Source organism: Streptomyces sp. NPDC053513 (genome assembly GCF_044544765.1).
Classification (GTDB): domain Bacteria; phylum Actinomycetota; class Actinomycetes; order Streptomycetales; family Streptomycetaceae; genus Streptomyces; species Streptomyces litmocidini.
This window is the reverse complement of record NZ_JBITXP010000003.1, coordinates 209048-231799: the sequence shown is the minus strand read 5'-3', so window position 1 is coordinate 231799 and position 22752 is coordinate 209048. Positions and strand designations below refer to the sequence as shown.

At 74.1% G+C, this 22752-nt stretch carries 22 protein-coding genes; 8 read left to right on the top strand and 14 right to left on the bottom strand.

Annotated elements, in window-relative coordinates; translation table 11 throughout:
* Positions 1-209: 209 nt before the first annotated feature.
* Positions 210-1436, bottom strand: a complete 1227-nt coding sequence (locus ACIGW4_RS06745; RefSeq protein WP_399578859.1) for an ROK family protein — start codon at positions 1434-1436, stop codon at positions 210-212.
* 81 nt (positions 1437-1517) lie between these two features.
* Here ACIGW4_RS06745 and ACIGW4_RS06740 point away from each other — a divergent pair, with 81 nt between their 5' ends.
* Positions 1518-2750 carry an MFS transporter gene (locus tag ACIGW4_RS06740; RefSeq protein ID WP_399578857.1) on the top strand — a complete coding sequence of 411 codons (1233 nt, stop codon included), beginning with the start codon at positions 1518-1520 and terminating at the stop codon, positions 2748-2750.
* A gap of 32 nt (positions 2751-2782) precedes the next feature.
* A complete protein-coding gene (locus ACIGW4_RS06735) occupies positions 2783-3523 on the top strand; it encodes a maleylpyruvate isomerase family mycothiol-dependent enzyme (protein ID WP_123458944.1) in 741 nt (246 codons plus the stop codon).
* A gap of 28 nt (positions 3524-3551) precedes the next feature.
* Here the strand turns inward: ACIGW4_RS06735 and ACIGW4_RS06730 are convergent, their stop codons facing one another.
* The 3 genes from ACIGW4_RS06730 to ACIGW4_RS06720 all read right to left on the bottom strand — a co-directional run bounded on the left by ACIGW4_RS06730 (position 3552) and on the right by ACIGW4_RS06720 (position 6204).
* Positions 3552-4217 (bottom strand): response regulator transcription factor, encoded by a 666-nt coding sequence (locus tag ACIGW4_RS06730; protein ID WP_123458645.1) that lies wholly within the window; start codon positions 4215-4217, stop codon positions 3552-3554.
* Positions 4214-5410, bottom strand: a complete 1197-nt coding sequence (locus ACIGW4_RS06725) for a sensor histidine kinase (RefSeq protein ID WP_399578854.1) — start codon at positions 5408-5410, stop codon at positions 4214-4216. Before ACIGW4_RS06725 ends, ACIGW4_RS06730 begins: the two co-directional genes overlap by 4 nt.
* Before the next feature lie 98 nt (positions 5411-5508).
* Positions 5509-6204 (bottom strand): TetR/AcrR family transcriptional regulator, encoded by a 696-nt coding sequence (locus ACIGW4_RS06720; RefSeq protein WP_359589455.1) that lies wholly within the window; start codon positions 6202-6204, stop codon positions 5509-5511.
* Between the two features lie 160 nt (positions 6205-6364).
* Between ACIGW4_RS06720 and ACIGW4_RS06715 the strand changes: the two genes are divergently transcribed.
* A complete protein-coding gene (locus ACIGW4_RS06715; RefSeq protein WP_399578852.1) occupies positions 6365-6883 on the top strand; it encodes a nitroreductase family deazaflavin-dependent oxidoreductase in 519 nt (172 codons plus the stop codon).
* 33 nt (positions 6884-6916) lie between these two features.
* Here ACIGW4_RS06715 and ACIGW4_RS06710 read toward each other — a convergent pair whose 3' ends face one another.
* A complete protein-coding gene (locus ACIGW4_RS06710) occupies positions 6917-8167 on the bottom strand; it encodes a geranylgeranyl reductase family protein (RefSeq protein ID WP_399579102.1) in 1251 nt (416 codons plus the stop codon).
* Positions 8168-8545: 378 nt separating this feature from the next.
* Between ACIGW4_RS06710 and ACIGW4_RS06705 the strand changes: the two genes are divergently transcribed.
* Both ACIGW4_RS06705 and ACIGW4_RS06700 read left to right on the top strand, forming a co-directional pair.
* Positions 8546-9910, top strand: coding sequence for a dipeptidase (locus ACIGW4_RS06705; RefSeq protein WP_398710964.1), 1365 nt, complete (start codon positions 8546-8548; stop codon positions 9908-9910).
* A 192-nt stretch (positions 9911-10102) separates the two neighbouring features.
* Positions 10103-10804: an MBL fold metallo-hydrolase gene (locus ACIGW4_RS06700; RefSeq protein ID WP_399172795.1), complete on the top strand. Its 702-nt coding sequence runs from the start codon at positions 10103-10105 to the stop codon at positions 10802-10804.
* A 95-nt stretch (positions 10805-10899) separates the two neighbouring features.
* On the opposite strand, the gene ACIGW4_RS06695 is transcribed toward ACIGW4_RS06700, so the two are convergent.
* Entirely contained in the window at positions 10900-11934 is a 1035-nt protein-coding gene (locus tag ACIGW4_RS06695; RefSeq protein ID WP_123458651.1) for an NUDIX hydrolase, read from the bottom strand.
* Positions 11935-12070: 136 nt separating this feature from the next.
* Here ACIGW4_RS06695 and ACIGW4_RS06690 point away from each other — a divergent pair, with 136 nt between their 5' ends.
* Entirely contained in the window at positions 12071-12250 is a 180-nt protein-coding gene (locus ACIGW4_RS06690) for a hypothetical protein (RefSeq protein ID WP_030685988.1), read from the top strand.
* Between the two features lie 39 nt (positions 12251-12289).
* Here ACIGW4_RS06690 and ACIGW4_RS06685 read toward each other — a convergent pair whose 3' ends face one another.
* Complete coding sequence (locus tag ACIGW4_RS06685) at positions 12290-13237, bottom strand: ROK family protein (RefSeq protein WP_398710966.1); 948 nt, start codon at positions 13235-13237, stop codon at positions 12290-12292.
* A gap of 130 nt (positions 13238-13367) precedes the next feature.
* Here ACIGW4_RS06685 and ACIGW4_RS06680 point away from each other — a divergent pair, with 130 nt between their 5' ends.
* A complete protein-coding gene (locus tag ACIGW4_RS06680) occupies positions 13368-14399 on the top strand; it encodes a LacI family DNA-binding transcriptional regulator (protein ID WP_123458653.1) in 1032 nt (343 codons plus the stop codon).
* Between the two features lie 81 nt (positions 14400-14480).
* On the opposite strand, the gene ACIGW4_RS06675 is transcribed toward ACIGW4_RS06680, so the two are convergent.
* From ACIGW4_RS06675 to ACIGW4_RS06650, 6 genes are all read right to left on the bottom strand, one after another.
* Entirely contained in the window at positions 14481-16433 is a 1953-nt protein-coding gene (locus tag ACIGW4_RS06675) for a protein kinase (RefSeq protein WP_399578849.1), read from the bottom strand.
* A gap of 76 nt (positions 16434-16509) precedes the next feature.
* Entirely contained in the window at positions 16510-17799 is a 1290-nt protein-coding gene (locus ACIGW4_RS06670) for a DUF6986 family protein (RefSeq protein WP_123458655.1), read from the bottom strand.
* A gap of 156 nt (positions 17800-17955) precedes the next feature.
* A complete protein-coding gene (locus ACIGW4_RS06665) occupies positions 17956-18918 on the bottom strand; it encodes an electron transfer flavoprotein subunit alpha/FixB family protein (protein WP_225800573.1) in 963 nt (320 codons plus the stop codon).
* 63 nt (positions 18919-18981) lie between these two features.
* A complete protein-coding gene (locus ACIGW4_RS06660; RefSeq protein ID WP_398710968.1) occupies positions 18982-19776 on the bottom strand; it encodes an electron transfer flavoprotein subunit beta/FixA family protein in 795 nt (264 codons plus the stop codon).
* Between the two features lie 199 nt (positions 19777-19975).
* Positions 19976-20500: a flavin reductase family protein gene (locus ACIGW4_RS06655; protein WP_086826503.1), complete on the bottom strand. Its 525-nt coding sequence runs from the start codon at positions 20498-20500 to the stop codon at positions 19976-19978.
* Between the two features lie 332 nt (positions 20501-20832).
* Positions 20833-21144: a thioredoxin family protein gene (locus ACIGW4_RS06650; protein WP_123458658.1), complete on the bottom strand. Its 312-nt coding sequence runs from the start codon at positions 21142-21144 to the stop codon at positions 20833-20835.
* A 224-nt stretch (positions 21145-21368) separates the two neighbouring features.
* On the opposite strand from ACIGW4_RS06650, the gene ACIGW4_RS06645 reads away from it, so the two are divergent.
* Entirely contained in the window at positions 21369-22091 is a 723-nt protein-coding gene (locus ACIGW4_RS06645) for a 1-acyl-sn-glycerol-3-phosphate acyltransferase (RefSeq protein ID WP_123458659.1), read from the top strand.
* A 27-nt stretch (positions 22092-22118) separates the two neighbouring features.
* On the opposite strand, the gene ACIGW4_RS06640 is transcribed toward ACIGW4_RS06645, so the two are convergent.
* Entirely contained in the window at positions 22119-22718 is a 600-nt protein-coding gene (locus ACIGW4_RS06640) for a transglutaminase family protein (protein WP_399578846.1), read from the bottom strand.
* Positions 22719-22752: the final 34 nt, after the last annotated feature.

Here is a 22752-nt window from a genome sequence, read left to right as displayed (position 1 = left end):
GGCATGCCGAAACGACGCCTTTAAGTTCGTGATACGAACGATATTAGTTCGCATTACGAACCGCAAGGGCGGGCAAGGGACTTCCGCGCCTCGGAGCGCCTCGCACCCCCATGCCGCTCGCACTTCGGACCGGTTCGCGGCCCGGACCGGTTCGCGCCTCAGGCCGCCCCGCACCCCGGACCGGCTTGCGCCTCAGAGCGGCTCGCGCCTCAGGCCGCCCCGCGGCCCAGCGCGGCGAGCGGGTCGTCCAGGACCGGCTGCCAGGCGAGTTCGGCCGCGCCGACGAGGCTGTTGTGGTCCAGGGTGCAGGGGAGGATCGGCACGCCGCCGCTGCGGCCCCACAGGCTGCGGTCGGCGACGACCGCGCGCAGCCGCTCGGCGTCGGCGTCGAGGAGCTCGCGGTGGAGCCCGCCGAGGATGATCCGGTCCGGGTTGAGGATGTTCACCAGACCGGCGAGCCCGAGTCCGAGCCGGTCGATCAGCTCCCCCACGGCGACCCGGACGCCCGGATCGTCGGGGCTGGTGCGCAGCAGGTCGCGGGACTGCTGGAGCAGGGACACCTCGGGGCCGGGGGTCCGGCCCGCGGCCGTGAGGAACGCGAGCGGGTCGGTCTCGACGTCGAGGCAGCCGCGGCTGCCGCAGTGGCAGGGGCGGCCCTCGGGGTTGACCGTCAGATGGCCGACCTCCAGGGCGAGGCCCGAACTCCCCGTGTGCAGGCGCCCGTCGAGGACGAGCGCGCCGCCGACGCCCCGATGGCCGGTGGCGACGCAGAGCAGGTCCCGGGCGCCGCGCCCCGCGCCGTGGCGGTGCTCGGCGAGCGCGGCGAGGTTGACGTCGTTGCCGGTGAAGGCGGGGCCTTCGATGCCGGCGGCCCGCACCCGCTCGGCGAAGATCTCCCGGACGGGCGCCCCGGCGGGCCAGGCGAGGTGGAGCGGGTTGAGCGCCGTGCCCTCGGGTTCGGCCACGGCGGAGGGCGCGGCGAGTCCGGCGCCGACGCACCGGCGGCCGCTCTCCCGGAGCAGCGCGGCCCCCGCGTCGACGACGGCACCGAGGACCTGCGCCGGGTCGGCGGAGACGGTGACGCAGCCGGGGGCGGTGGCCACGATGGTGCCGCCGAGGCCGACGAGGGCGGCGCGGAAGCCGTCCGCGTGGACCTGGGCGGCGAGGGCGACGGGGCCCTTCTCGTCGACGGCGAGGCGGTGCGAGGGGCGCCCCTGGGAGCCCGCGGCGGCACCGGGGTTGGAGTCGACGCGGATGAGGCCGAGGGCCTCCAGCTCGGCGGCGACGGCGCCCGCGGTGGCCCGGGTGACGCCGAGTTCGGCGGTGAGGACGGCCCGGGTCGGCGCCCTGCCGGTGTGCACCAGTTCCAGTGCGGGGCCGAGCGCGTTACGCCCCCTGTCCAGCCGTGTCCGGGTCGTCGTCGCCTTGCCGTTCATGGTGGTGAGTCTCCCATGATCGGACCGGCCCACCGCCCCGCCCGGTTGATTCGCTCGTCGTCCGCCCCCTATCCTGAGTTTGTGCCGCTACTAAACAAAGTACGGACGGCCCTCTCGGGAGACTCCGGCGGAGACACCGCCACCCGCTCCCCGAACCGCCTCCGCTCCGCCCTGACCCTCTTCTTCGCCCTCGACGGCTTCCTGTTCGCCGGCTGGGTGGTCCGGATCCCCGCCGTCAAGCAGCAGACCGGCGCCTCGGCCGGCGACCTCGGCCTCGCCCTCCTGGGCGTCTCGGCGGGCGCCGTGATCACGATGACGCTGACCGGCCGGCTCTGCCGTCGCCACGGCTCCCACGCCGTCACCGTCGCCACCGCCGTCCTGCTCTCCCTCTCGGTCGCCCTCCCCGCCCTCACCCGGTCCCCGCTCGCGCTCGGCCTCGTGCTCCTCGTCTTCGGCGCCGCGTACGGCGGGATCAACGTGGCCATGAACAGCGCCGCCGTCGACCTCGTGACCGCGCTCAGGCGGCCGGTGATGCCGAGCTTCCACGCCGCCTTCAGCCTCGGCGGCATGCTCGGCGCGGGACTCGGCGGACTGCTCGCCGGAAGCCTCTCCCTCACCGCCCACCTCCTCGGCCTCACGGTCGTCGGCCTGGCCCTGACGGCCGTCGCCGGTCCCGTACTGCTGCGCCACCCCTCCCCCGCGCTCCCCGAGGCGCTGCCGGCGCCGTCCGCCCCGGAGAGTTCCGGCACACGGGCGACCGGGCCGCGCCGTACGGTCCTCGTCTTCGGGGTGATCGCGCTCTGCACCGCGTACGGCGAAGGGGCCCTGGCCGACTGGGGTGCCCTCCACCTCGCCCAGGACCTGCACGCCCACCCGGGGGTCGCCGCCGCCGGGTACTCCGTCTTCGCCCTGACCATGACCGCCGGCCGGCTCTCCGGCACCGCGCTGCTCGAACGCCTCGGCCAGACCCGCGCCCTCGTCGCGGGCGGCGCGACCGCCGCCGTCGGCATGCTGCTCGGCGCGCTCGCGCCGAGCGTCTGGGCCGCGCTCCTCGGCTTCGCGATCACCGGCCTCGGCCTCGCCAACATCTTCCCCGTCGCCGTGGCCCGCGCCGGCGCCGTCGCCGGTCCCGACGGAGTCGCGACGGCCTCCACGCTCGGCTACGGGGGCATGCTGCTCGGCCCGCCCTCGATCGGCTTCCTCGCCGAACGATTCTCCCTGCCGCTGGCCCTCACGACGGTCGCGGTGCTCGCCGCCGGCGCGGCGGCCATGGGCTACGGGGCGCGTAACGCCGGCTCCGCCGAGGAGAGTTGACCGGTGGTGCCAGAATCCACCCCATGGACACCCTGAAGATCAGCAAGTTCGTCGACGTGGTGGAGGAGGCCGGTCGCGGCCTCGCGGACGCGGCCGCCGAGGCCGGGACCGACGCGGAGGTGCCGACCTGCCCGGGGTGGCAGGTCCGGGACCTCCTCCGGCACACGGCCATGGTGCACCGCTGGGCCACGGCCTTCGTGGCCGAGGCACGCACCACGCCGGACAGGAACCCCGGCGAGACGACGCTCGACGGAGAGGAGCTGCTGGCGTTCTTCCGCGAGGGGCACGCCGACCTGGTCGCCACGCTGCGCGCCGCCCCCGAGTCGCTGGACTGCTGGGCGTTTCTCCCGGCGCCCTCCCCGCTGGCCTTCTGGGCGCGGCGGCAGGCACACGAGACGACCGTCCACCGCGTGGACGCCGAGTCCGCGCTCGCGAGCGGTCTGAGGCCGGTGGACCCGGCGTTCGCCGCCGACGGCATCGACGAGCTGCTCCGCGGCTTCCACGCCCGCGACCGCAGCCGGGTGCGTACGCCCGAGCCCCGGACCCTGCGGGTACGGACGACGGACACCGGTGACGTCTGGACCGTGCACCTGTCGGCGACCGAGCCGCCCCGGACGGTACGGGAGGGTGAGGAGGGCGCCGTCGACACGGAACTGAGCGGTCCCGCCCACCAGTTGTACCTGGCCCTCTGGAACCGGCTGCCCCTCGACGCCGTGACCGTGACCGGCGACGGAGGACTCGCCCGGCTGTGGCGGGAGACCTCGGCGATCTGAGCGTCCCAGGAGGTGCGCGACCAGGCCCTCAGCCCAGCCAGCCGGGTCTGACCAGCCCCGACTCGTAGGCGAGGACGACGAGTTGGGCGCGGTCCCGGGCGCCGAGCTTCACCATGGCCCGGCTCACATGGGTCTTGGCGGTGAGCGGGCTCACGACCAGCCGGCGGGCGATCTCCTCGTTCGACAGGCCGATCCCCACCAGGGCCATCACCTCCCGCTCCCGCTCGGTCAGGGCGCCCAGCGCGGCCGTCGCCGCCGGGGCCTTGGAGCGGGCCGCGAACTCCTCGATGAGCCGGCGGGTGACGCCCGGGGAGAGCAGCGCGTCCCCGTGGACGACGGCCCGCACGGCCCGCAGGAGCTCCTCCGGCTCGGTGTCCTTGACCAGGAAGCCGGAGGCACCGGCGCGGATCGCCTCGAAGACGTACTCGTCGAGCTCGAAGGTGGTCAGCATGACGACCCGGACCCCGCCGAGGTCCGGGTCCGCGGTGAGGCGCCGGGTCGCCTCGAGACCGTCGAGCCGGGGCATCCGGATGTCCATGAGCACGACGTCGGGGCGCAGCGCGCGGACCCGGTCCACCGCCTCCTCGCCGTCGGCGGCCTCGCCGGCCACCTCGATGTCGGGCTGGGCGTCGAGCAGCGCGCGGAACCCCGCCCGTACCAGCGACTGGTCGTCGGCGAGCAGGACACGGATCACGGGGTTCGTCCTTCCGGGCCGATCGGGAGCACGGCGTGGACGCGGAAGCCGCCGTCCGGGCGGGCGCCCGCCTCGATGGTGCCACCGAGGGCGGCGGCCCGCTCCCGCATTCCGGCGAGTCCGTTCCCGCTGCCGCCCGCCTCCGTGCCGGTGGCGGGGCCGTCGTCGTCGACGGTCAGCTCCAGGCGCCCGGAGCCCTGCCCGATCCGCACCCGGGCCGTGCGCGAACCGGAGTGCCGCACCACGTTGGTGAGCGCCTCCTGCACGATCCGGAAGGCGGCGAGGTCCGCGCCCGGCGGCAGGGCGGGCGGGGGGCCGCTCGTGGAGACGGTGACGGTGAGGCCCGCGGCGGCGGCCTGCTCGACGAGTTCGGGGAGCCGGTCGAGGCCGGGGGCCGGGGCGCGGGGGGCGTCGCCGGGGGTACGGAGGGTGTCGAGGACCTGCCGGACCTCGCCGAGCGCCTCCTTGCTGGCCGCCTTGATGGTGGTCAGCGCGGTACGGGCCTGCTCCGGGTCGGAGTCCAGGAGGGCGAGGCCGACGCCCGCCTGCACGTTGATCACGGAGATCGAGTGGGCCAGCACGTCGTGGAGCTCGCGGGCGATGCGGAGCCGTTCCTCGTCGGCGCGCCGCCGTTCGGCGGCGGCCCGTTCGGCCCGCAGCTGGGCGCCCTGCTCGCGCCGCACCCGGACCACCTCGGAGGCCGCGAGCACGGCCACCGCGAACGCCGCGGCCGGCAGCTCCTGCCCCCAGGGCGCGGGCCCGTCGCCGGCCGGGGGCAGCCACCGGTAGCACCAGTGCGAGAGCAGCAGATGGCCCGCCCAGAGCAGGCCGACGGCCCACCAGGCGGCGGTACGGTGCCCGTGGACGACGGCCGCGAAGCAGGCGACGGCCACCATCACGAAGACCGGGCCGTAGGGATAGCCGGCCACGAGGTACCCGAGAGTGACGGCCGCGACGGCGAAGACCACCGGCACGGGCCTGCGGTGCCGGAACAGCAGCGGGACCGCCCCGAGCAGGAGCAGGGCCCGCCCGAGGGCGTCGAGCGCCTCCCGGTCCGGCTGGTTCCGCGCGGAGAAGCCGGTTCCCACCATGACGAACACGGCGATCAGCAGCGTCGACCGCCAGGGCGGTCCGCCGCGCTCCCACCGTTCCCCGGGCCCGCGCGGCCGCTCCTCGTGCATACCGGCGTCCATACCGGTCACGCTAGCCGGGGCCGCCCCGCGCGCACGTCAGCCCGGCGGGGTGGTCACCCGTACTCCCGCGGGAGTAGGCGGGACCCGCTCCGGGCGGTTCAGCCGCGCGGGAGCAGGCCCACGTCCTGGCCCAGGCGGCGGGCGGCCGTCGCGAAGAAGGTGTCGCGGTCCTCGACGACGCGGTGGAACTGGCCGAAGACCTCGAAGGAGACGAGGCCGAAGAGCTGCGACCAGGCGGCGACGAGGGCGACGGCGAGGGCCGGCGGGAGGTCCGGGGCGATGTCGGCGCTGATGCGGACGGCCTCGGGGCGCAGGTCGTCCGGCAGCGGCGGGAGGGCGACGCCCTCGCCCGTGTGGGCCTGGCGGGCGATGCCGATGAGGACCAGACCGACGCGGGAGGCGGGGACGACCGTGTCCTGGGGGGCGGTGTAGCCGGGGACGGGGGAGCCGTAGATGAGAGCGTACTCGTGGGGGTGGGCGACGGCCCAGGCGCGGACCGCCCGGCAGACGGCGGTCCACCGGTCGAGGGGGCTCTCGGCCTCGGCCTCCGCGGCCGCTCGTTCGGCGGCGGCGCCGACGGCGTCGTAGGCGTCGACGATGAGGGCGGTGAGCAGGTCGTCGCGGCTGGGGAAGTAGCGGTAGAGCGCGGAGGACACCATGCCGAGCTCGCGGGCGACGGCCCGCAGGGACAGCTTGGCGGCGCCCTCGGCGGCGAGCTGGGTACGGGCCTCGTCCTTGATGGCGGCGGTGATCTCGATGCGGGCGCGGGCGCGGGCTCCTCGAACGGTCGTCATGGAGAGCAGTGTGCCATTTTCAGAGCACTGAAACGAAACGAGAGCGCCAGAACAAAAAGAGAGCACTGCTCTTGCTCGCGAGCGCCGAACCGTGCACACTGATCTCAAGCGAGAGCAGTGCTCACAGTTTCGTTCCGCAGAATTTCCCGAGGAGGCCCCCATGTCCGCTCAGCCCGCCACCCCCGCCGGCTCCACCCCCGCGGGCTCCGCCCCCGCCGCCCACGTCATGAAGCCCGGCTGGTTCACGGTGAACGTCTTCAACCGCGCCGTCGCCTGGATGACCCGCCGGGGCATCAGCGTCTGGGGTTCCCGCGTCCTGGCCGTCCGCGGCCGCAAGAGCGGCGAATGGCGCCGCACCCCCGTCAACCTCCTGACGGTGGACGGCGCCCAGTACCTCGTCGCCCCCCGCGGCCACGTCCAGTGGACGCACAACATGCGGGCCGCCGGCGGCGGGCAGCTGCACCTCGGCAGGCACGTGGAGGAGTTCACCGCCGTCGAGGTGGCCGACGACGACAAGCCCGCCCTGCTCCGCGCCTACCTCAAGCGCTGGAAGGCCGAGGTCGGCGTCTTCTTCGACGGCGTCGGTCCCGACTCGTCCGCGGAGGAGCTGCGCGCCATCGCCCCGAAGCACCCCGTCTTCCGCATCACGACGACGGGCCCCGCCGCTCCGGCGGCGTGACGCGGCCGGGGCGACGGGGCCCGTGAGGAACGGTCAGACCTCTTCCGGGGCGCTCTCCGGCTCGGACCCCGCGCGCTCGCGCGGGCTGACGCCCCGCCCCGCCGGGCCGACACCGGTCGAGGTGTCCATCCGCTTGTCGAGGAGCTCCAGGGCCCGCCGGGCCATGCCGTTCGAGCGGACCATGCCGCCGAGCGTGGCCGCGCCCCGGGTGATGTCGGCGAAGGCGTTCCAGGCCGGCCGCAGTCCCGTTATCGTCGCGTGCAGCAGCCCCGGCCGCCGCTCGAAGACGGCGAGCATCCGCCGTCCGACCGCCATCTCGACACCGAGCCCCGCCTTGATGGCGAAGGCGTAGTTCAGGGCCTGGCGCCGCGCGTCGACCGCGTCGTTCGACTCGGCGACCCGCACCGCCCACTCGCCCGCGAGACGGCCCGAGCGCAGCGCGTACGAGATGCCCTCGCGCGTCCACGGCTCCAGGAGGCCGGCCGCGTCGCCGCAGACCAGGACCCGGCCGCGGGAGAGCGGCGAGTCGTCGGTGCGGCAGCGCGTCAGATGGCCGGAGGAGATCGTGGGCTCGAAGCCGGCGAGACCGAGCCGGGCGACGAAGTCCTCCATGTACCGCTTGGTGGCGGCGCCCTCGCCGCGCGCCGAGATGACGCCGACGGTCAGCGTGTCGCCCTTGGGGAACACCCAGCCGTAACTGCCGGGCATCGGACCCCAGTCGATGAGGACCCGCCCCTTCCAGTCCTCGGCCACGGACGGCGGGACGGGAATCTCCGCCTCCAGGCCCAGGTCGACCTGGCCGAGCTTCACCCCCACGTGGGCGCCTATCCGGCTGGCACTGCCGTCGGCGCCGACGACCGCGCGCGCGAGGACGGTCTCGCCGTCGGCGAGGACGACGGCGACGGTCCGCCGGTCCGGCACCGCCGGACCGTGCTGCTCCACCCGCGTCACCGTGACGCCGGTCCGCAGTTCGGCGCCGGCCTTCTGCGCGTGCTCGACGAGCTGCGCGTCGAACTCCGGCCGGTTGATGAGCCCGAAGAGCATCCGGCGCGAGCGGCGGGTGCGGGCGAAGCGCCCGTCCAGGGAGAAGGTGACGGCGTGGACCCGGTCCTGGAGGGGCAGTTCGAAGCCCGGCGGGAGCGAGTCCCGCGAGGGGCCGATGATGCCGCCGCCGCAGGTCTTGTACCGGGGCAGCTCGGACTTCTCCAGGAGCAGCACCCGGCGGCCCGCGACCGCCGCCGCGTACGCCGCGGACGCGCCGGCCGGACCGGCGCCGACGACCACGACGTCCCAGACACCCGCCGGCTCCCCGGCGGGCTCGTCGGCCGAGAGGGCGGGCTCGTCGGCCGAGGAGCCGCCCGTCGGGGCCGGGGCCTCGTCCGACGCCGCGTCGTCCGGGAGCCGCGCCGCCTCCGCGTCCGGGCTCCCGGCGGCCCCGGGGGCCACGCCTTCGGACTCGGTGTGCTCCGGACCGGCGTTCTCTGCGTGCTCGCTGCTCACGTGTGCTTCTGCTCCTGATCCGACCGGTGGTCTGCTCCTGACGCATCCTACGGCGCGGTAGCCGGGGGGCCGCCCGTAGGATCGACGGTGCGTTCGGCGTACCACGACATACGACGGACGTCGTCCTCACGTCGTAACGTCGCACCCAACAGGAGCGTGCCCATGACCTCGAACCCGATCGCCGAGACCGTCCGGTCACTGATGCCCCGGGCCAAGGCCGAGCTCACCGAGCTGGTGGCCTTCGAGTCGGTGGCGGACGAGGCCGTGGCGCCCCGCAGCGAGTGCGAGGCCGCGGCGAACTGGGTCGCGGACGCCCTGCGCGCCGAGGACTTCCAGGACGTGGCGCTGCTCGACACCCCGGACGGCTCGCAGTCCGTGTACGGCGTCCTGCCCGGCCCGGCCGGCGCGCCGACCGTCCTCCTGTACGCCCACTACGACGTGCAGCCGAAGCTGGACGAGTCCGTCTGGCTCTCCCCGCCGTTCGAGCTGACCGAGCGGGACGGCCGCTGGTACGGGCGCGGCACCGCCGACTGCAAGGGCGGCTTCATCATGCACCTGCTCGCGCTGCGCGCCCTCAAGGCGAACGGCGGCGTGCCGGTGACGGTCAAGGTCGTCGTCGAGGGCTCGGAGGAGCAGGGCACCGGCGGTCTGGAGCGGTACGCGGAGCAGCACCCCGAGCTCCTCGCGGCCGACGCCATCGTCATCGGCGACGCGGGCAACTTCCGCGTGGGCCTGCCGACGGTGACCGCGACCCTGCGCGGCATGACGATGATCCGGGTCACGATCGACACCCTGGAGGGCAATCTGCACTCCGGTCAGTTCGGCGGCGCCGCGCCCGACGCGCTGGCCGCGCTGATCCGCGTCCTGGACTCGCTGCGGGGCCCGGACGGCTCCACCGTCATCGACGGCCTCGCGAGCGACCAGGTGTGGGAGGGCCTCCAGTACCCGGAGGACGACTTCCGCCAGGACGCCAAGGTGCTGACGGGCGTGTCCCTGCCGGGTTCCGGCACGGTCGCCGACCGGATCTGGGCGCGCCCGGCGGTCACGGTCATCGGCATCGACGCCCACCCGGTGGCCGGCGCGACCCCGTCGGTCCCGAAGTCGGCGCGCGCGCAGATCAGTCTGCGGGTGCCGCCGGGCGAGGACGCGGCCGAGGTGACGAAGCTGCTCTTCGCGCACATCGAGAAGCACACGCCGTGGGACGCCCGGGTGTCCTTCGAGCAGGTCGGCCAGGGCCAGCCGTTCCAGGCGGACACCTCCAGCCCGGCGTACGCGTCGATGGCCGAGGCGATGCGGATCGCGTACCCCGGCGAGGAGATGCAGACGGCGGGCATGGGCGGCTCGATCCCGCTGTGCAACACGCTGGCCTCGCTCTACCCGGAGTCGGAGATCCTGCTGATCGGTCTGAGCGAGCCGGAGGCGCAGATCCACGCGCCGAACGAGTCCGTCTCGCCGGAGGAGCTGGAGCGGCTCTCGGTGGCCGAGGCGCACTTCCTCGTCAACTACGCCCGCTCGAAGCAGAGCTGACACAGGGTCGGGTCCTGGCGCCGGATCGGGTTCCGGCGCCGGATCGGGTTCCGGCGCCGGATCGGGTTCTGAGACCGGATCGGGTTCTGAGACCGGTTCGGGTTCTGAGACCGGTTCGGTTCAGCGCTCGGCGAAGCTCGCCGAGAGCGTAGAAGCACACGGCGGACCTGCGCGGATGCGTAGGTTCGCCGTATGACCTCCATCGAACTCACCCGGATCGCCCCGCGGTTGCACCTCCTCGACTTCTCGATCGGCCAGGCCTACCTATGGCAGGACGAGGAGGAACTTACCCTGGTCGACGCCGGCTGGGCCGGCACGGCGGACGACACGGCCGCGGCGATACGGTCGGCCGGCCTGGACCCCGACCGGTTGCGCCGGATCGTGCTGACCCACTGCCACCAGGACCACGTGGGCTCGGCCCAGGAGCTCGCGGACCGGCACGGGGCCGAGATCCTCGCGCACCGGCTCGACGCTCCCGTGATCCGGGGCGAGGCGCCGGTCCCGGAGCCCGACCTCCTGGACTGGGAGGTCCCGCTCTTCGAACACGGACTGACCTCGCCGAAGGCGCCGCCGACCCGGGTCGACCGGGAGGTCGAGGACGGCGAGGAGCTGGGCTTCGGCGACGGTGCCGTGGTGCTCCACACCCCGGGCCACACCCCCGGCTCGATCGCCGTCCACCTGCCGCGCCACGGCGTGCTGTTCGCGGGGGACACGGTGGCCTCGGTGCCGGACGTGATGTTCGGCGTCTTCCACGTCGACCGGGCCCTCGCCCTGGACTCGATGCGGACCCTCGCGAAGCTCGCGCCCTCGGTGCTGTGCTGCGGGCACGGAGCACCGGTGACCACGGACACGGCGACCCGGCTGACGGCGGCCGCGGCGGCGGCCCAGGCGTGAGCGGGGGTTCGGAGGTGAGCGGGGGTTCGGACGTGAGCGGGGGTTCGGACGTGAGCGGGGGTTCGGACGCGAGCGGGGCCCGGGTGTGAGCCGGTTCAGCCCACCGGGTCGCCGGCCTCCAGGTTGAGGACCGTGCCGCGTTCACGGGCGCGCAGGGCCCAGTGGAGGCGGCGGTAGCGGACGGGGGGCAGCAGCTCGGCGGCCTCCTCCTCGGTGACGAACCGCCAGTCGCGGAGTTCGGCGCCGGGGAGGCGGAGTCGCTCGGCGTCGGCGGTACGGAGCGTGCCGCCGTCGAAGAGGAGGCGCAGGCCGCCGTAGCCGGGGGGCTTCGGGCGTTCCCAGTCGACGAGCAGCAGACGGGGTACGGCGTCGAGTTCGAGGCCGATCTCCTCGGCGACCTCGCGCATGCCGGCCCGGGCCGGGGGTTCACCGGGCTCGACGACGCCGCCGGGGAACTCCCAGCCGGGCTTGTAGGTGGGGTCGACGAGGAGGAACCGGTCCTGCTCGTCGAAGAGCAGGACGCCGGCGGCGAGGGTCTCGCCGGTCGGCTCGGGCGTCTGGACGATGCCGCAGGGCGCGATCCGGTCGGCCCGGACCGCGTCGGCGACGGCCCGGGCGGCCTCGGCCACGGTGAGCGCCGAGGTGTCGAGTGTGTACGCGTCGTCGGCGAGCCAGTCGAGGGCGGCGCGGTACGACGGCAGGTGCCGGTGGCACCACTCCCGGACCCGCGCGTCGACCTCGGGGTCGCCGTACTCCGCCCGGTTGTCGATCCGCTGTCGCAGGATCGTTTCCTCCGGGGCGAGCAGCACATGGCGCACGTCGATGCGGCGGGCGGCGAGCCCGCCGAAGATCTCGTCCCGGTACTCCTGGCGCAGCAGGGTCATCGGGACGACCAGGACGCCGCCGACCTCGGCGAGCAGGGCGGCGGCGGTGTCGACGACCAGACGGCGCCAGATCGGCAGGTCCTGGTAGTCCTCGACCTCGGCGAGCCGCTTGGCCGGGAGCAGCCGGCGCAGCCCTCCACCGGTGAGCTCGGGGTCGTACAGGGTGCTGTTCGGGATCAGATCGACCAGCTCGCGCGCGGTGCTGGACTTTCCCGCGCCGAAACCACCGTTGATCCAGACGATCACGTTTCCCCCTCTTCGATAGCCCCCAGTGGCTTGCCCGCAACACCCTGCCACGGAAACCACGAACACACGTCTCGGCATGTGCGTGACACTTCCGGACGGCTCTCGTTGAGAACGGCGAGCACGAGGGGGTGCGGAGATGAGTCGTACGGTTCTCGAACGGTTTCCGGCCGGCGGGCCGCGGGGCAGCTGGCCGGCGGAGGAGTTCGCCGGCGCGCGGCGCGAGGAGGGAGTGCCGGCCCGGGTCGTGATGGACCTGGAGTCCGACGCGTTCCTGGTGGTCGTCGAACAGCGGACGGCGGAGCGGGTACGGGAGTGAGTCAGGTCCGCGGCGAGGGACGCCCGCTCCGGGGACCCCTCACCGGTCCGGTCCGGCCAGTGCCGCGGCAGCCGCTCCCAGGAGCCCCGCGTCCGTGCCCGTGACGGCGGGGACGACCGGCAGGTCCCGGACGAAGGAGAGCGTGGCGTAGGTGCGGAGGCCGCGCCGGAGCGGAGCGAAGAGGACCTCGCCGGCGCCCGCCACCCCACCGCCGACGACCGCGATGTCGATCTCGACGAGGGCGGCGGTGGCGGCGATGCCCGCCGCGAGCGCCTGGGCCGCGCGCTCGAACGAGGCGATGGCGATCGGGTCCCCGGCGCGTGCGGAGGCGGCCACCGCGGCGGCGGAGACGTCGCCGTCGGGGCCGGGCCGCCAGCCGTTCTCCAGGGCGCGGCGGGCGAGGTGCGGGCCGCTGGCGAGGCGCTCGACGCAGCCGCGTCCGCCGCACGCGCAGGGCTCGCCGTCGAGGTCCACCGGGATGTGGCCGATGTGACCGGCGTTGCCGGTGGGGCCGGGGTGCACCCGGCCGCCCAGCACGAGGCCGCCGCCGACGCCGGTGGAGACCACGAGGCACAGGGCGTCGGAGTGGCCCCGGGCGGCTCCGAGCCAGTGCTCGGCCGCCGTCATGGCGACGCCGTCGCCGACGAGGGTGACCGGTCGCCCGGCCGTGGCCCGGCGGACCCTCTCGACGAGCGGGTAGTCGCGCCAGCCGGGCACGTTGACCGGGCTGACGGTCCCCCGGGAGGCGTCGACCGGACCCGCGCTGCCGATGCCGACGGCGTCGGCGGACTCCCACAGCGGGGAGGCCGCGAGGTCGGCGAGCACCGCCCCGACCGCCGCCATCACCGTCTCGCCGTCCTCACGCGCGGGCGTGGGCCGTTGGGAGCGGAGACGGATGCGGCCCTCCCGGTCGACCAGCGCGCCGGCGATCTTGGTGCCCCCGATGTCGAGGGCGGCGACGAGGCCCGTGGCGGGGTCGGTGTCCATGCGCGCGGAGCCTCCTGTCGGCGGCGGGAACGGGAAGTGGTTCCCTACAGTCTCCCAGTGATGACAACGTTGTCCAGGGCCTATGCTCGAACCGAGATCGACTCGACACGCTCCGGAGGAACCGCGCACCGTGGCCGACATCGCCCGCTCCGAGCCCCGCTACGGCAATCGGCCCACGATGAAGGACGTCGCCGCCCGGGCGGGCGTGGGCCTCAAGACGGTGTCCCGGGTCGTCAACGGCGAACCGGGCGTCACCCCGGACACCGAGCACCGGGTGCGGGAGGCCATCGAGGCGCTGGGCTTCCGCCGCAACGACAGCGCGCGCGTTCTGCGCAAGGGCAGGACGGCGACCGTCGGGCTGGTCCTGGAGGACCTCGCCGACCCCTTCTACGGGCCGCTCAGCCGGGCGGTCGAGGAGGTGGCGCGGGCGCACGGGGCCCTGCTCATCAACGGTTCCAGCGCGGAGGACCCGGAGCGCGAGCAGGAGCTGGCGCTCGCGCTGTGCGCGCGGCGCGTGGACGGACTGATCGTCATCCCGGCGGGCGGCGACCACCGTTACCTGGAGCCGGAGATCCGGGCGGGCGTCGCCACCGTGTTCGTCGACCGCCCGGCGGGCGGGATCGACGCGGACGCCGTCCTCTCGGACAACTTCGGCGGCGCGCGGGCCGGGGTGGCGCACCTCGTCGCCCACGGCCACCGGCGGATCGGCTTCATCGCCGACCGGCCCGGCATCCACACCGCGAGGGAGCGGCTGCGGGGCTACCGGGCGGCGATGGAGGACGCGGGCCTCGACGTGGCCGACGCGTGGGTGTCGCTCGGCCCGACCGACCCGGAGCGGGTGGCGGCGGCGGCCGGGGCGATGCTCTCCGGGCCGGAGCCGGTGACGGCGCTGTTCGCGGGCAACAACCGGGTGACGGTCACCGCCGTACGGCTCCTCGCCGACCGTGAACGCCCGGTCGCCCTCGTCGGCTTCGACGACATCGAGCTCGCCGACCTGCTGGGCGTCACGGTCATCGCCCAGGACGCGGCCGCGCTCGGCCGGACGGCGGCGGAGCGCCTGTTCCGCCGCCTGGAGGGGGCCGACGAGGCGCCGGCCACGGTGGTCCTGGACACCCGTCTGATCGCCCGCGGCTCGGGCGAGGTCCCGCCGGCCGGGGGCTGACCCCGGCGCGGACCCGTACGGCCGCGCCGGACTCCGTCCCCGCCCCCACCCCCGCCACGAGGTGACCGGCCGGCGGCCCGTTCAGCAGATCGGGAGGCCGGGCACGGGCTGGTCGTTGGCCCCGCCCTTGAGGTAGACGACGCTGAAGTACACGTTGGTGTTGCCGCTGTCGTCGTCGGTCCTGGCCCACCAGATGTTGGTCCACCGGCCGTACGTCTCGCGGCGGCCCAGGTCGACCTGGCAGTAGAAGTAGTTCGTGCCGGCGTTCAGGACGCCCATCTCGCCGCCGTCGTGACGGTACGTCTTCTCGGTGCGCCACACCTGGCAGTCGTACTTCCCGCCGCCGATGGAGGTGCAACCGCCGGACGCGGGGCTCGGGGACGCGTCGCCGCCGCCCGTCGTGCCCGACCCGCCGCCGGCGCTGCCGCCCGGCACCGGCGCCTCGGTCGTCCTCGAAGGGGACGGGGACGAGTGCGGGGCGGAGGACGAGTGCGAGGACGAAGAGGAGGACGAGGAGGGGGACACGGACCCGCCCGGGCTCGCGGACGACGACTCCTTCGCGTCCCCCTCGGAGGGCTTCGCCGCCCCGGACGGGCTCTCGGTGGCGGTCGCTCCCGCCCCGGGCGCTCCCGAGTCGAGGACCCGGCCGGGGGCGGCGCCCGGGCTCGTCGGCGACTGCCCGCCGGCCAACTCCCCCTGCCCCGGGCCGCCGTCCCGGCCGACCAGGGCGTACGTGACGCCGCCGCCGACCAGCAGGACGCCCGCGACCGCCGCGGCGACCAGGGCGCCCGAGCGGTTGCGCCCGGTCCGCCCGCGCGTGGCCGAACGCCTCGTCGGCGCGGTCTCGGGGCCGTACGCCCCGGGCCCGGCCGGCAGCCCGGGCAGCGGCACCGGACCGCCGGGGCCGTCCTGCCCCGGGGCGCCCATGGCCGGCCCCGCGGCCGGCGGCACGGCCGGCCCGAAGCCCTCGGGGCGGTGCGGTACGGCGTCGGGCTGGGTGGGCGCCCACAGGTGCGGCGCGCCGGGGCCCGGCGTGTCCGGGCCGCCGGGCCCGGCGCCCGGGGCCGAAGGCGACCCGCCGGGGCCCGCGTTCGGCGCGCCCGGAGCGGTCGCCGGGGCGCCGACGGCCGCGGACCACGGGCCGACGGCGCCGGGCGCCCCGGCCGGTCCGCCCCATGCGCCCGGCGCCTTCGCGTCCCGTCCCTCCGCGACCTCGGTCAGCAGGCGGGCGGCCGTCCGGGCGTCCGGGCGCCGGGCCGGGTCCTTGTCGAGGAGCCGGGCCAGGACCGGGGCGAGGGGGCCGGCGAGCCGGGGCGCCGGAAGGGGCTCCACGACGATGGCGTTCAGGGTCTGCCAGGTGGAGGTGCGGCGGAACGGGGAGGCGCCCTCCACGGCCGCGTACAGGGTGGCGCCGAGCGCCCAGACGTCCGAGGCGGGGCCCGGCTGCTGCCCCTGGGCGCGCTCGGGCGCCAGGTAGTCGAGCGAGCCGACGATCTCTCCGCTGCGCGTCAGATGGGTGGCGGAGCCGTCGCCCGGGTCGTCCATCGTGGCGATGCCGAAGTCCGTGAGGACGACCCGGCCTCCCCGGTCGAGGAGCACGTTGCCGGGCTTCACGTCGCGGTGGAGCACGCCCACGTCGTGGGCGGCGGCCAGCGCCTCCAGGACGGCGGCGCCGATCTGCGCGGCCTCCCGGGGGTCGAGGGTGCCGCGTTCGCCGAGGACGCCGTCGAGGGAGGGGCCGTCGACGAGTTCCATGACGATGACGGGGCGGCCCTCGTGCTCGGTCACGTCGTGGACGGCGATGACCCCGGGGTGCCTGACCCGGGCCGCCGCGCGCGCCTCGCGCTGCATCCGCAGCCGCAGGTCCTCCAGTTCGGGACCCGACGCGTCGTTGTAGGCGCGCAGTTCCTTGACGGCCACCTCGCGGCCGAGGACCTCGTCGACCGCGCGCCAGACGACGCCCATGCCGCCGCGCCCGAGTTGCCGCACCGTTCTGTAGCGGCCCGCGAGCCGCTCGTACTCCCCCGATGACACCGATGCCCCGTTCCCTGTGGCTGCGTTGGACGCGTACAGAGTACGGGGCGGCGGTGGACTCCCTGTGGGCGCCCGGTTACTGGGCGGTCGCCGTCAGGTCGCCCCGGCGCGGGGCGGCGAAGCGCTCGACGTCGGCGCGGGTCATGCCGGTGAGGGCGTCGACCTCGGCGGTGTCGAGGGCGCCGCACTGGAGGCCGCGCAGCAGGTAGGAGGAGAGGGCCTTGGCGGTGGCGGGCTCGTCCATGACGTCGCCGCCGGCGTGGTTGGCGTAGGCGGAGAGGCGCTTGGCGGCGGTCTCGAAGCCCTCGCGGTAGAAGGCGAAGACGGCGGCGTAGCGGGTGGGGATGTGGCCGGGGTGCATGTCCCAGCCCTGGTAGTAGGCGCGGGAGAGGGCGCGGCGGGTGAGGCCGTAGTGCAGGCGCCAGGCCTCGTGGACGTGCTCGGTGGAACCGACGGGGAGGACGTTGGTGGAGCCGTCGGAGACGCGCACGCCGGTGCCGGCGGCGGCGACCTGCATGACCGCCTTGGCGTGGTCGGCGGCCGGGTGGTCGCTGGCCTGGTAGGCGGCGGAGACGCCGAGGCAGGCGCTGTAGTCGAAGGTGCCGTAGTGCAGTCCGGTGGCGCGGCCCTCGGCGGCGTCGATCATGCGGGCGACGGTGGCGGTGCCGTCGCCGGCGAGGATGGCCTGGCTGGTCTCGATCTGGATCTCGAAGCCGAGGCGGCCCGCGTCGAGGCCGTGGGCCTTCTCGAAGGCCTCCAGGAGGCGGACGAAGGCGGAGACCTGCTCGGGGTAGGTGACCTTGGGGAGGGTGAGGACGAGGCCGTCGGGGAGGCCGCCGTTCTCCAGGAGGCCGGTGAGGAAGACGTCGGTGGTGCGGATGCCCCGGTCGCGTACGGCGGCCTCCATGCACTTCATCCGGATGCCCATGTACGGGGCGGCGGTGCCGTTCGCGTACGCCTCGGAGATCAGGCGGGCGGCGCGGGCGGCGTCCTGGTCCTCGTCCGTCCCGGCGTAGCCGTCCTCGAAGTCGACGCGGAGGTCCTCGACGGGCTCGCGCTCCAGCTTGGCGCGCACGCGGCCGTAGACGTCCTCGGCGAGGTCGTCGGAGAGGCCGAGGACGGCGGCGAAGGAGGCGGCGTCGGGGGCGTGCTCGTCGAGGGCGGCGAGGGCCTGGTCGCCCCAGGAGCGGATGGTGCCGGCGTCGAAGACGTTGCCGGGCACGTAGACCGTGTGGACGGGCTGGCGGGTGCCGGGGTCTCCCGGGTAGCGGCGGTCGAGCTCGGCGTCCACCGCTGCGAGGGAGGCGCTGATGCCCTCGCTGACCGCGCCCGCGAGGCTCGTCGACACCTTCTCCTGCTGACCCATCCTGCATCCTCCTGTTTTCCGCTGCACGGAATCAACAATCCGTATAGCGAAGTTAGTAGGCGGTCGGGACCTGCGTCAATGGTTGTCCGAAACGGCCGGGGGCCGCACGGCGACAGATCGCCGTGCGGCCCCCGGGACCGACAGAACCGCAGGTCATCAGCCCTTGCGGGACTTGACCTCTTCGGTGAGCTGCGGGACGACGTCGAAGAGGTCGCCCACGACGCCGTAGTCGACGAGGTCGAAGATCGGGGCCTCGGCGTCCTTGTTGATGGCGACGATGGTCTTCGAGGTCTGCATGCCCGCGCGGTGCTGGATCGCGCCGGAGATGCCGGAGGCGATGTACAGCTGCGGCGAGACCGACTTGCCGGTCTGGCCGACCTGGTTGGAGTGCGGGTACCAGCCGGCGTCGACGGCGGCGCGCGAGGCGCCGACGGCGGCACCGAGGGAGTCGGCGAGCGCCTCGATGATCGCGAAGTTCTCGGCGCCGTTGACGCCGCGGCCGCCGGAGACCACGATCGCGGCCTCGGTCAGCTCGGGGCGGCCGGTCGACTCGCGCGGGGTGCGGGAGGTGACCTTGGTGCCGGTGGCCTTCTCCGAGAAGGAGACGGCGAGCGCCTCGACGGCGCCGGCGGCCGGGGCGGCCTCCACGGGGGCCGAGTTCGGCTTGACCGTGATGACCGGGGTGCCCTTGGAGACGCGGGACTTGGTGGTGAAGGAGGCGGCGAACGCGGACTGCGTCGCGACCGGGCCCTCGTCACCGGCCTCCAGGTCCACGGCGTCGGTGATGATGCCGGAGCCGATGCGCACCGCGAGGCGGGCGGCGATCTCCTTGCCCTCGGCGGAGGAGGGGACCAGGACGGCGGCCGGGGAGACGGCCTCGTACGCGGCCTGCAGGGCCTCGACCTTGGGGACGACCAGGTAGTCGGCGAACTCGGCGGCCTCGGCCGTCAGGACGCGGGTGGCACCGTGCTCGCCGAGGACGGCGGCGGTGTCGGCGGCGCCGTTGCCCAGCGCCACGGCGACGGGCTCGCCGAGGCGGCGGGCGAGGGTCAGCAGCTCCAGGGTGGGCTTGCGGACGGCTCCGTCGACGTGGTCGACGTAGACGAGAATCTCAGCCATGGGACTTCAATCTCCTGCGAACGAAAAGGGGGCGGACTTCAGCGGCTCGCGCGAGCCCAGCGGCTAGATGAACTTCTGGCTCGCGAGGAACTCGGCCAGCTGCTTGCCGCCCTCGCCCTCGTCCTTGACGATCGTGCCGGCGGTGCGGGCCGGACGCTCGGCGGCGGAGTCGACCGCGGTCCACGCGCCCTCCAGGCCGACCTCCTCGGCCTCGATCTCCAGGTCCTCCAGGTCCAGGGACTGAACCGGCTTCTTCTTGGCGGCCATGATGCCCTTGAAGGACGGGTAACGCGCCTCGCCCGACTGGTCCGTCACCGAGACGACGGCCGGAAGCGAGGCCTCCAGCTGCTCGGAGGCGGCGTCGCCGTCACGGCGGCCGGTGACCTTGCCGTTGGGGCCACCCTCGATCTTGACCTCGGAGAGCAGGGTGACCTGCGGGACGCCCAGGCGCTCGGCCAGGATCGCCGGGAGGACACCCATGGTGCCGTCGGTGGAGGCCATGCCGGCGATGACGACGTCGTAGCCGATCTTCTCGATCGCCTTGGCGAGCACCAGCGAGGTGCCCATGACGTCGGTGCCGTGCAGGTCGTCGTCCTCGACGTGGACGGCCTTGTCGGCGCCCATCGACAGCGCCTTGCGCAGCGCGTCCTTGGCGTCCTCGGGGCCGACCGTGAGCACGGTGACCTCGGCCTCGTCGGCCTCCTCGGCGATCTGCAGCGCCTGCTCGACCGCGTACTCGTCGAGCTCCGACAGCAGGCCGTCGACGTCGTCGCGGTCGACCGTCAGGTCGTCCGCGAACTTACGGTCGCCGGTGGCGTCGGGCACGTACTTCACACAGACAACGATCCTCAAGCTCACGCCGGCTCTCCTACTGCATCGTCATAACTGGGCTGCCTTGTTGCTCGCAGCATAGGCGCCTGAAGGGCGGGTTTCCGGTCGGGGCGCCGGACGCCCCGACCGAAATATTACTCGCCAGTACACCCAGTCCGTTACCAGTGAGCAAGCGCTCAGGCATGTGACCTTGCCAACGCGCGGAGAGCGGCGCGTACGGGAACTCTCAGTCGCGCAGCGCGTTGAAGCGGCCGTGGTGGTAGAGCAGCGGCCGGCCCGCCCCGTCCGGGTCCCCGGCGACCGCCTGCGCGATGACGATCCGGTGGTCCCCGGCGGGCACGCGGGCCACCACCCGGCAGACCAGCCAGGCGAGGACGCCGTCGAGGACCGGCACGCCCTCGGGGCCGACGCTCCAGCGGGTCCCCTCGCCGAAGCGGTCGGCGCCGCTGCGCGCGAAGGTGGCCGCGAGCTCCTGCTGGTGCTCGCCGAGTATGTGGACGCCGATGAACTCGGCCTCGGAGACCACGGGCCAGCTGGAGGAGCCCGTGCCCACCCCGAAGGAGATCAGCGGGGGTTCGGCGGCGACGGAGTTGAGCGAGGTGGCGGTGAAGCCGACGGGCCGCTCGCCGTGCGCGGTGATGACCGCGACGCCGGCCGCGTGCCGGCGGAAGACCGAGCGGAGCAGATCGGGAGAGGCCTGCCGGGGTGCGCCGATCGTGGGAACGGTACGGAGCTCGGGCGAAACCGTCATGGAGTTGTCCTTCTGCGAGGGCGGCATGAGAGGAGTCCTGGGGTGCTCAGACACCCGGACAGCGCGCACTCGCGTTGCGGGCCAGGTCCACGTGGGCCCGGCCGTAGAGAAGGAGTTCTATGGGCACTCCGTCAGGGTGACGATCGGTGGACGGTGCAGTCAAGTGGGTACCGGGATGTGGGAGAAGTGTCACGACGTCAGACGATCCGGCTGGGGACGGTGCGCACGACCTCGGACCATCCCGCCGAGGACGATGTGCACGACCTCGGACCATCCCGCCGAGGACGATGTGCACGACCTCGGACGATCCCGCCGAGGACGGTGTCACGGCGTCAGACGGCCCGGCCGAGGGCGGCGATGACGTCCGCCCTGCGGGGCTGTCCGGCGGCCCTGCGGACGACGCGTCCGGCGGCGTCGAGGACGAGGACGGTGGGGGTGCGGGCGATGCCGAGCTCGCGCACGAGGTCGAGGCGCTCCTCTGCGTCGATCTCCACGTGTCCCACGCCCGGCACCATGGCGGCGACCTCGGCGAGGGTGCGGCGGGTGGCGCGGCAGGGCTGGCAGAAGGCCGTCGAGAACTGGACGAGGGTGGCCCTCTCCCCCAGTTCGGCGCCGAGCGCCTCCGGCCCCAGGACCTCGGTCATCCCACTCCCCTTCGCTCTCCCGCTTCCTCAGGTGCAGCGTCCCACGGGGCCGATCGATTCCCGCCACGACCACCGCGAGTGACGAGAATCTCCCCGTACGAAGCCGTCTGGACTGGTCACGGGGCCTCACATGGGGCACGATCTGCCCAAAGCCGAAAACCTACGGCCGCGTAACTTCGCCGGGAGAATCCGCTCCGGGCGCAGGAAGAAGAGGTTCCCCACCGATGGCAGAACTCGTCTATCGACCGGTCATCGGCGCCGCTCTGACCATGTTCAAGGCGCTCGACCTGAAGATCGACACGCAGGGTTCGGAGCACATCCCGCGGACCGGCGGTGCGGTGCTCGTGAGCAACCACATCAGCTACCTGGACTTCATCTTCACCGGTCTCGCGGCCCTTCCGCAGAAGCGCCTGGTGCGTTTCATGGCGAAGGACTCGGTCTTCAAGCACAGGATCTCGGGGCCGCTCATGCGCGGCATGAAGCACATCCCGGTGGACCGCGCCCAGGGCGAGCACGCCTACAAGCACGCCCTGGAGTCGCTGCGGGCCGGCGAGATCATCGGCGTCTTCCCCGAGGCGACCATCTCGCAGTCCTTCACCCTGAAGGCCTTCAAGACGGGTGCGGCGCGCCTGGCGCAGGAGGCGGGCGTCCCGCTGATCCCGATGGCGCTGTGGGGCACCCAGCGGCTGTGGACGAAGGGCCGGCCGCGGAACTTCAAGCGGAGCCACATCCCGGTGACCATCCGCGTCGGGGAGCCGGTCGAGGCCCCCGCCGACCAGTACGCGGGCGCGATCACGCGGCGACTGCGCGAGCGCGTCCAGGAGCTCCTGGAGGCCGCGCAGCGCGCCTACCCGGTCCGCCCCAAGGACGCGGGCGACACCTGGTGGGTGCCCGCGCACCTGGGCGGTACGGCTCCGACGCCCGCCCAGGTCAAGGAAGCCGGCTGACGGAACCGTTTCCCCCGCCGCCCCGGATCAGAGCTCCGTGGGCAGCGTCCGGTCGAGGTGCGAGCGGTCCGGGGCGGCCTTCAGGGCGGCCAGGACCGCCGGGTGCGGCTCGGCGTACAGCTCCGGGTGGTCCAGCTCTCCGAGCTCCGGCCGTACGGGCCAGGCCAGCCGCTCCTCCCCCAGCGAGAAGCGGGCGTCGACGCCCGGCTTGTTCCCCCGCACGTCCTGACGGGCCCAGGCGCTCTCGCCCGGCAGCAGGACGGCGACGAGGCCGTGGATCACGGGGTCCGAGCCGTCGTCCTCGGTGAGCCGCTGGTAGCAGAGGGCGGCGGGGATGCCGCGGGCCCGCAGGAGCGCGGCGTAGGCGAAGGACTTGGCGTAGCAGATGCCGGTGCGCTGCTCCAGGACGTCGGAGGCGCGCCAGGTGACGCGGGGATCGCCGGAGTCCATGGAGTGCGGGATGGTGTCGCGGACGTACATGAAGGCCGCTTCGGCGTATGAGTATGCGTCGGGGTGATCGTCGGCGAGGCGGTCGGACACTTCCCTGACGAGCGGGTGCTCATGGTCGATGGTCTCGCTCGCTGCGAGGTACGCGTTGATGTCCGGGTTCTGCTGGATGAGTTCCATGCGGAGCGACCCTATGAAGACGGCCGGACGGAGT

What these genes read in the sequence shown, in the direction of transcription:
- ACIGW4_RS06685 (WP_398710966.1), bottom strand. Translation starts at nt 13,237, where the DNA reads ATGGACACCGACCCCGCCACGGGCCTCGTCGCCGCCCTCGACATCGGG.
- ACIGW4_RS06670 (WP_123458655.1), bottom strand. Translation starts at nt 17,799, where the DNA reads ATGGGTCAGCAGGAGAAGGTGTCGACGAGCCTCGCGGGCGCGGTCAGC.
- ACIGW4_RS06700 (WP_399172795.1), top strand. Translation starts at nt 10,103, where the DNA reads ATGACCTCCATCGAACTCACCCGGATCGCCCCGCGGTTGCACCTCCTC.
- ACIGW4_RS06725 (WP_399578854.1), bottom strand. Translation starts at nt 5,410, where the DNA reads ATGGACGCCGGTATGCACGAGGAGCGGCCGCGCGGGCCCGGGGAACGG.
- ACIGW4_RS06705 (WP_398710964.1), top strand. Translation starts at nt 8,546, where the DNA reads ATGACCTCGAACCCGATCGCCGAGACCGTCCGGTCACTGATGCCCCGG.
- ACIGW4_RS06720 (WP_359589455.1), bottom strand. Translation starts at nt 6,204, where the DNA reads ATGACGACCGTTCGAGGAGCCCGCGCCCGCGCCCGCATCGAGATCACC.
- ACIGW4_RS06650 (WP_123458658.1), bottom strand. Translation starts at nt 21,144, where the DNA reads ATGACCGAGGTCCTGGGGCCGGAGGCGCTCGGCGCCGAACTGGGGGAG.
- ACIGW4_RS06715 (WP_399578852.1), top strand. Translation starts at nt 6,365, where the DNA reads ATGTCCGCTCAGCCCGCCACCCCCGCCGGCTCCACCCCCGCGGGCTCC.
- ACIGW4_RS06665 (WP_225800573.1), bottom strand. Translation starts at nt 18,918, where the DNA reads ATGGCTGAGATTCTCGTCTACGTCGACCACGTCGACGGAGCCGTCCGC.
- ACIGW4_RS06640 (WP_399578846.1), bottom strand. Translation starts at nt 22,718, where the DNA reads ATGGAACTCATCCAGCAGAACCCGGACATCAACGCGTACCTCGCAGCG.
- ACIGW4_RS06690 (WP_030685988.1), top strand. Translation starts at nt 12,071, where the DNA reads ATGAGTCGTACGGTTCTCGAACGGTTTCCGGCCGGCGGGCCGCGGGGC.
- ACIGW4_RS06745 (WP_399578859.1), bottom strand. Translation starts at nt 1,436, where the DNA reads ATGAACGGCAAGGCGACGACGACCCGGACACGGCTGGACAGGGGGCGT.
- ACIGW4_RS06645 (WP_123458659.1), top strand. Translation starts at nt 21,369, where the DNA reads ATGGCAGAACTCGTCTATCGACCGGTCATCGGCGCCGCTCTGACCATG.
- ACIGW4_RS06655 (WP_086826503.1), bottom strand. Translation starts at nt 20,500, where the DNA reads ATGACGGTTTCGCCCGAGCTCCGTACCGTTCCCACGATCGGCGCACCC.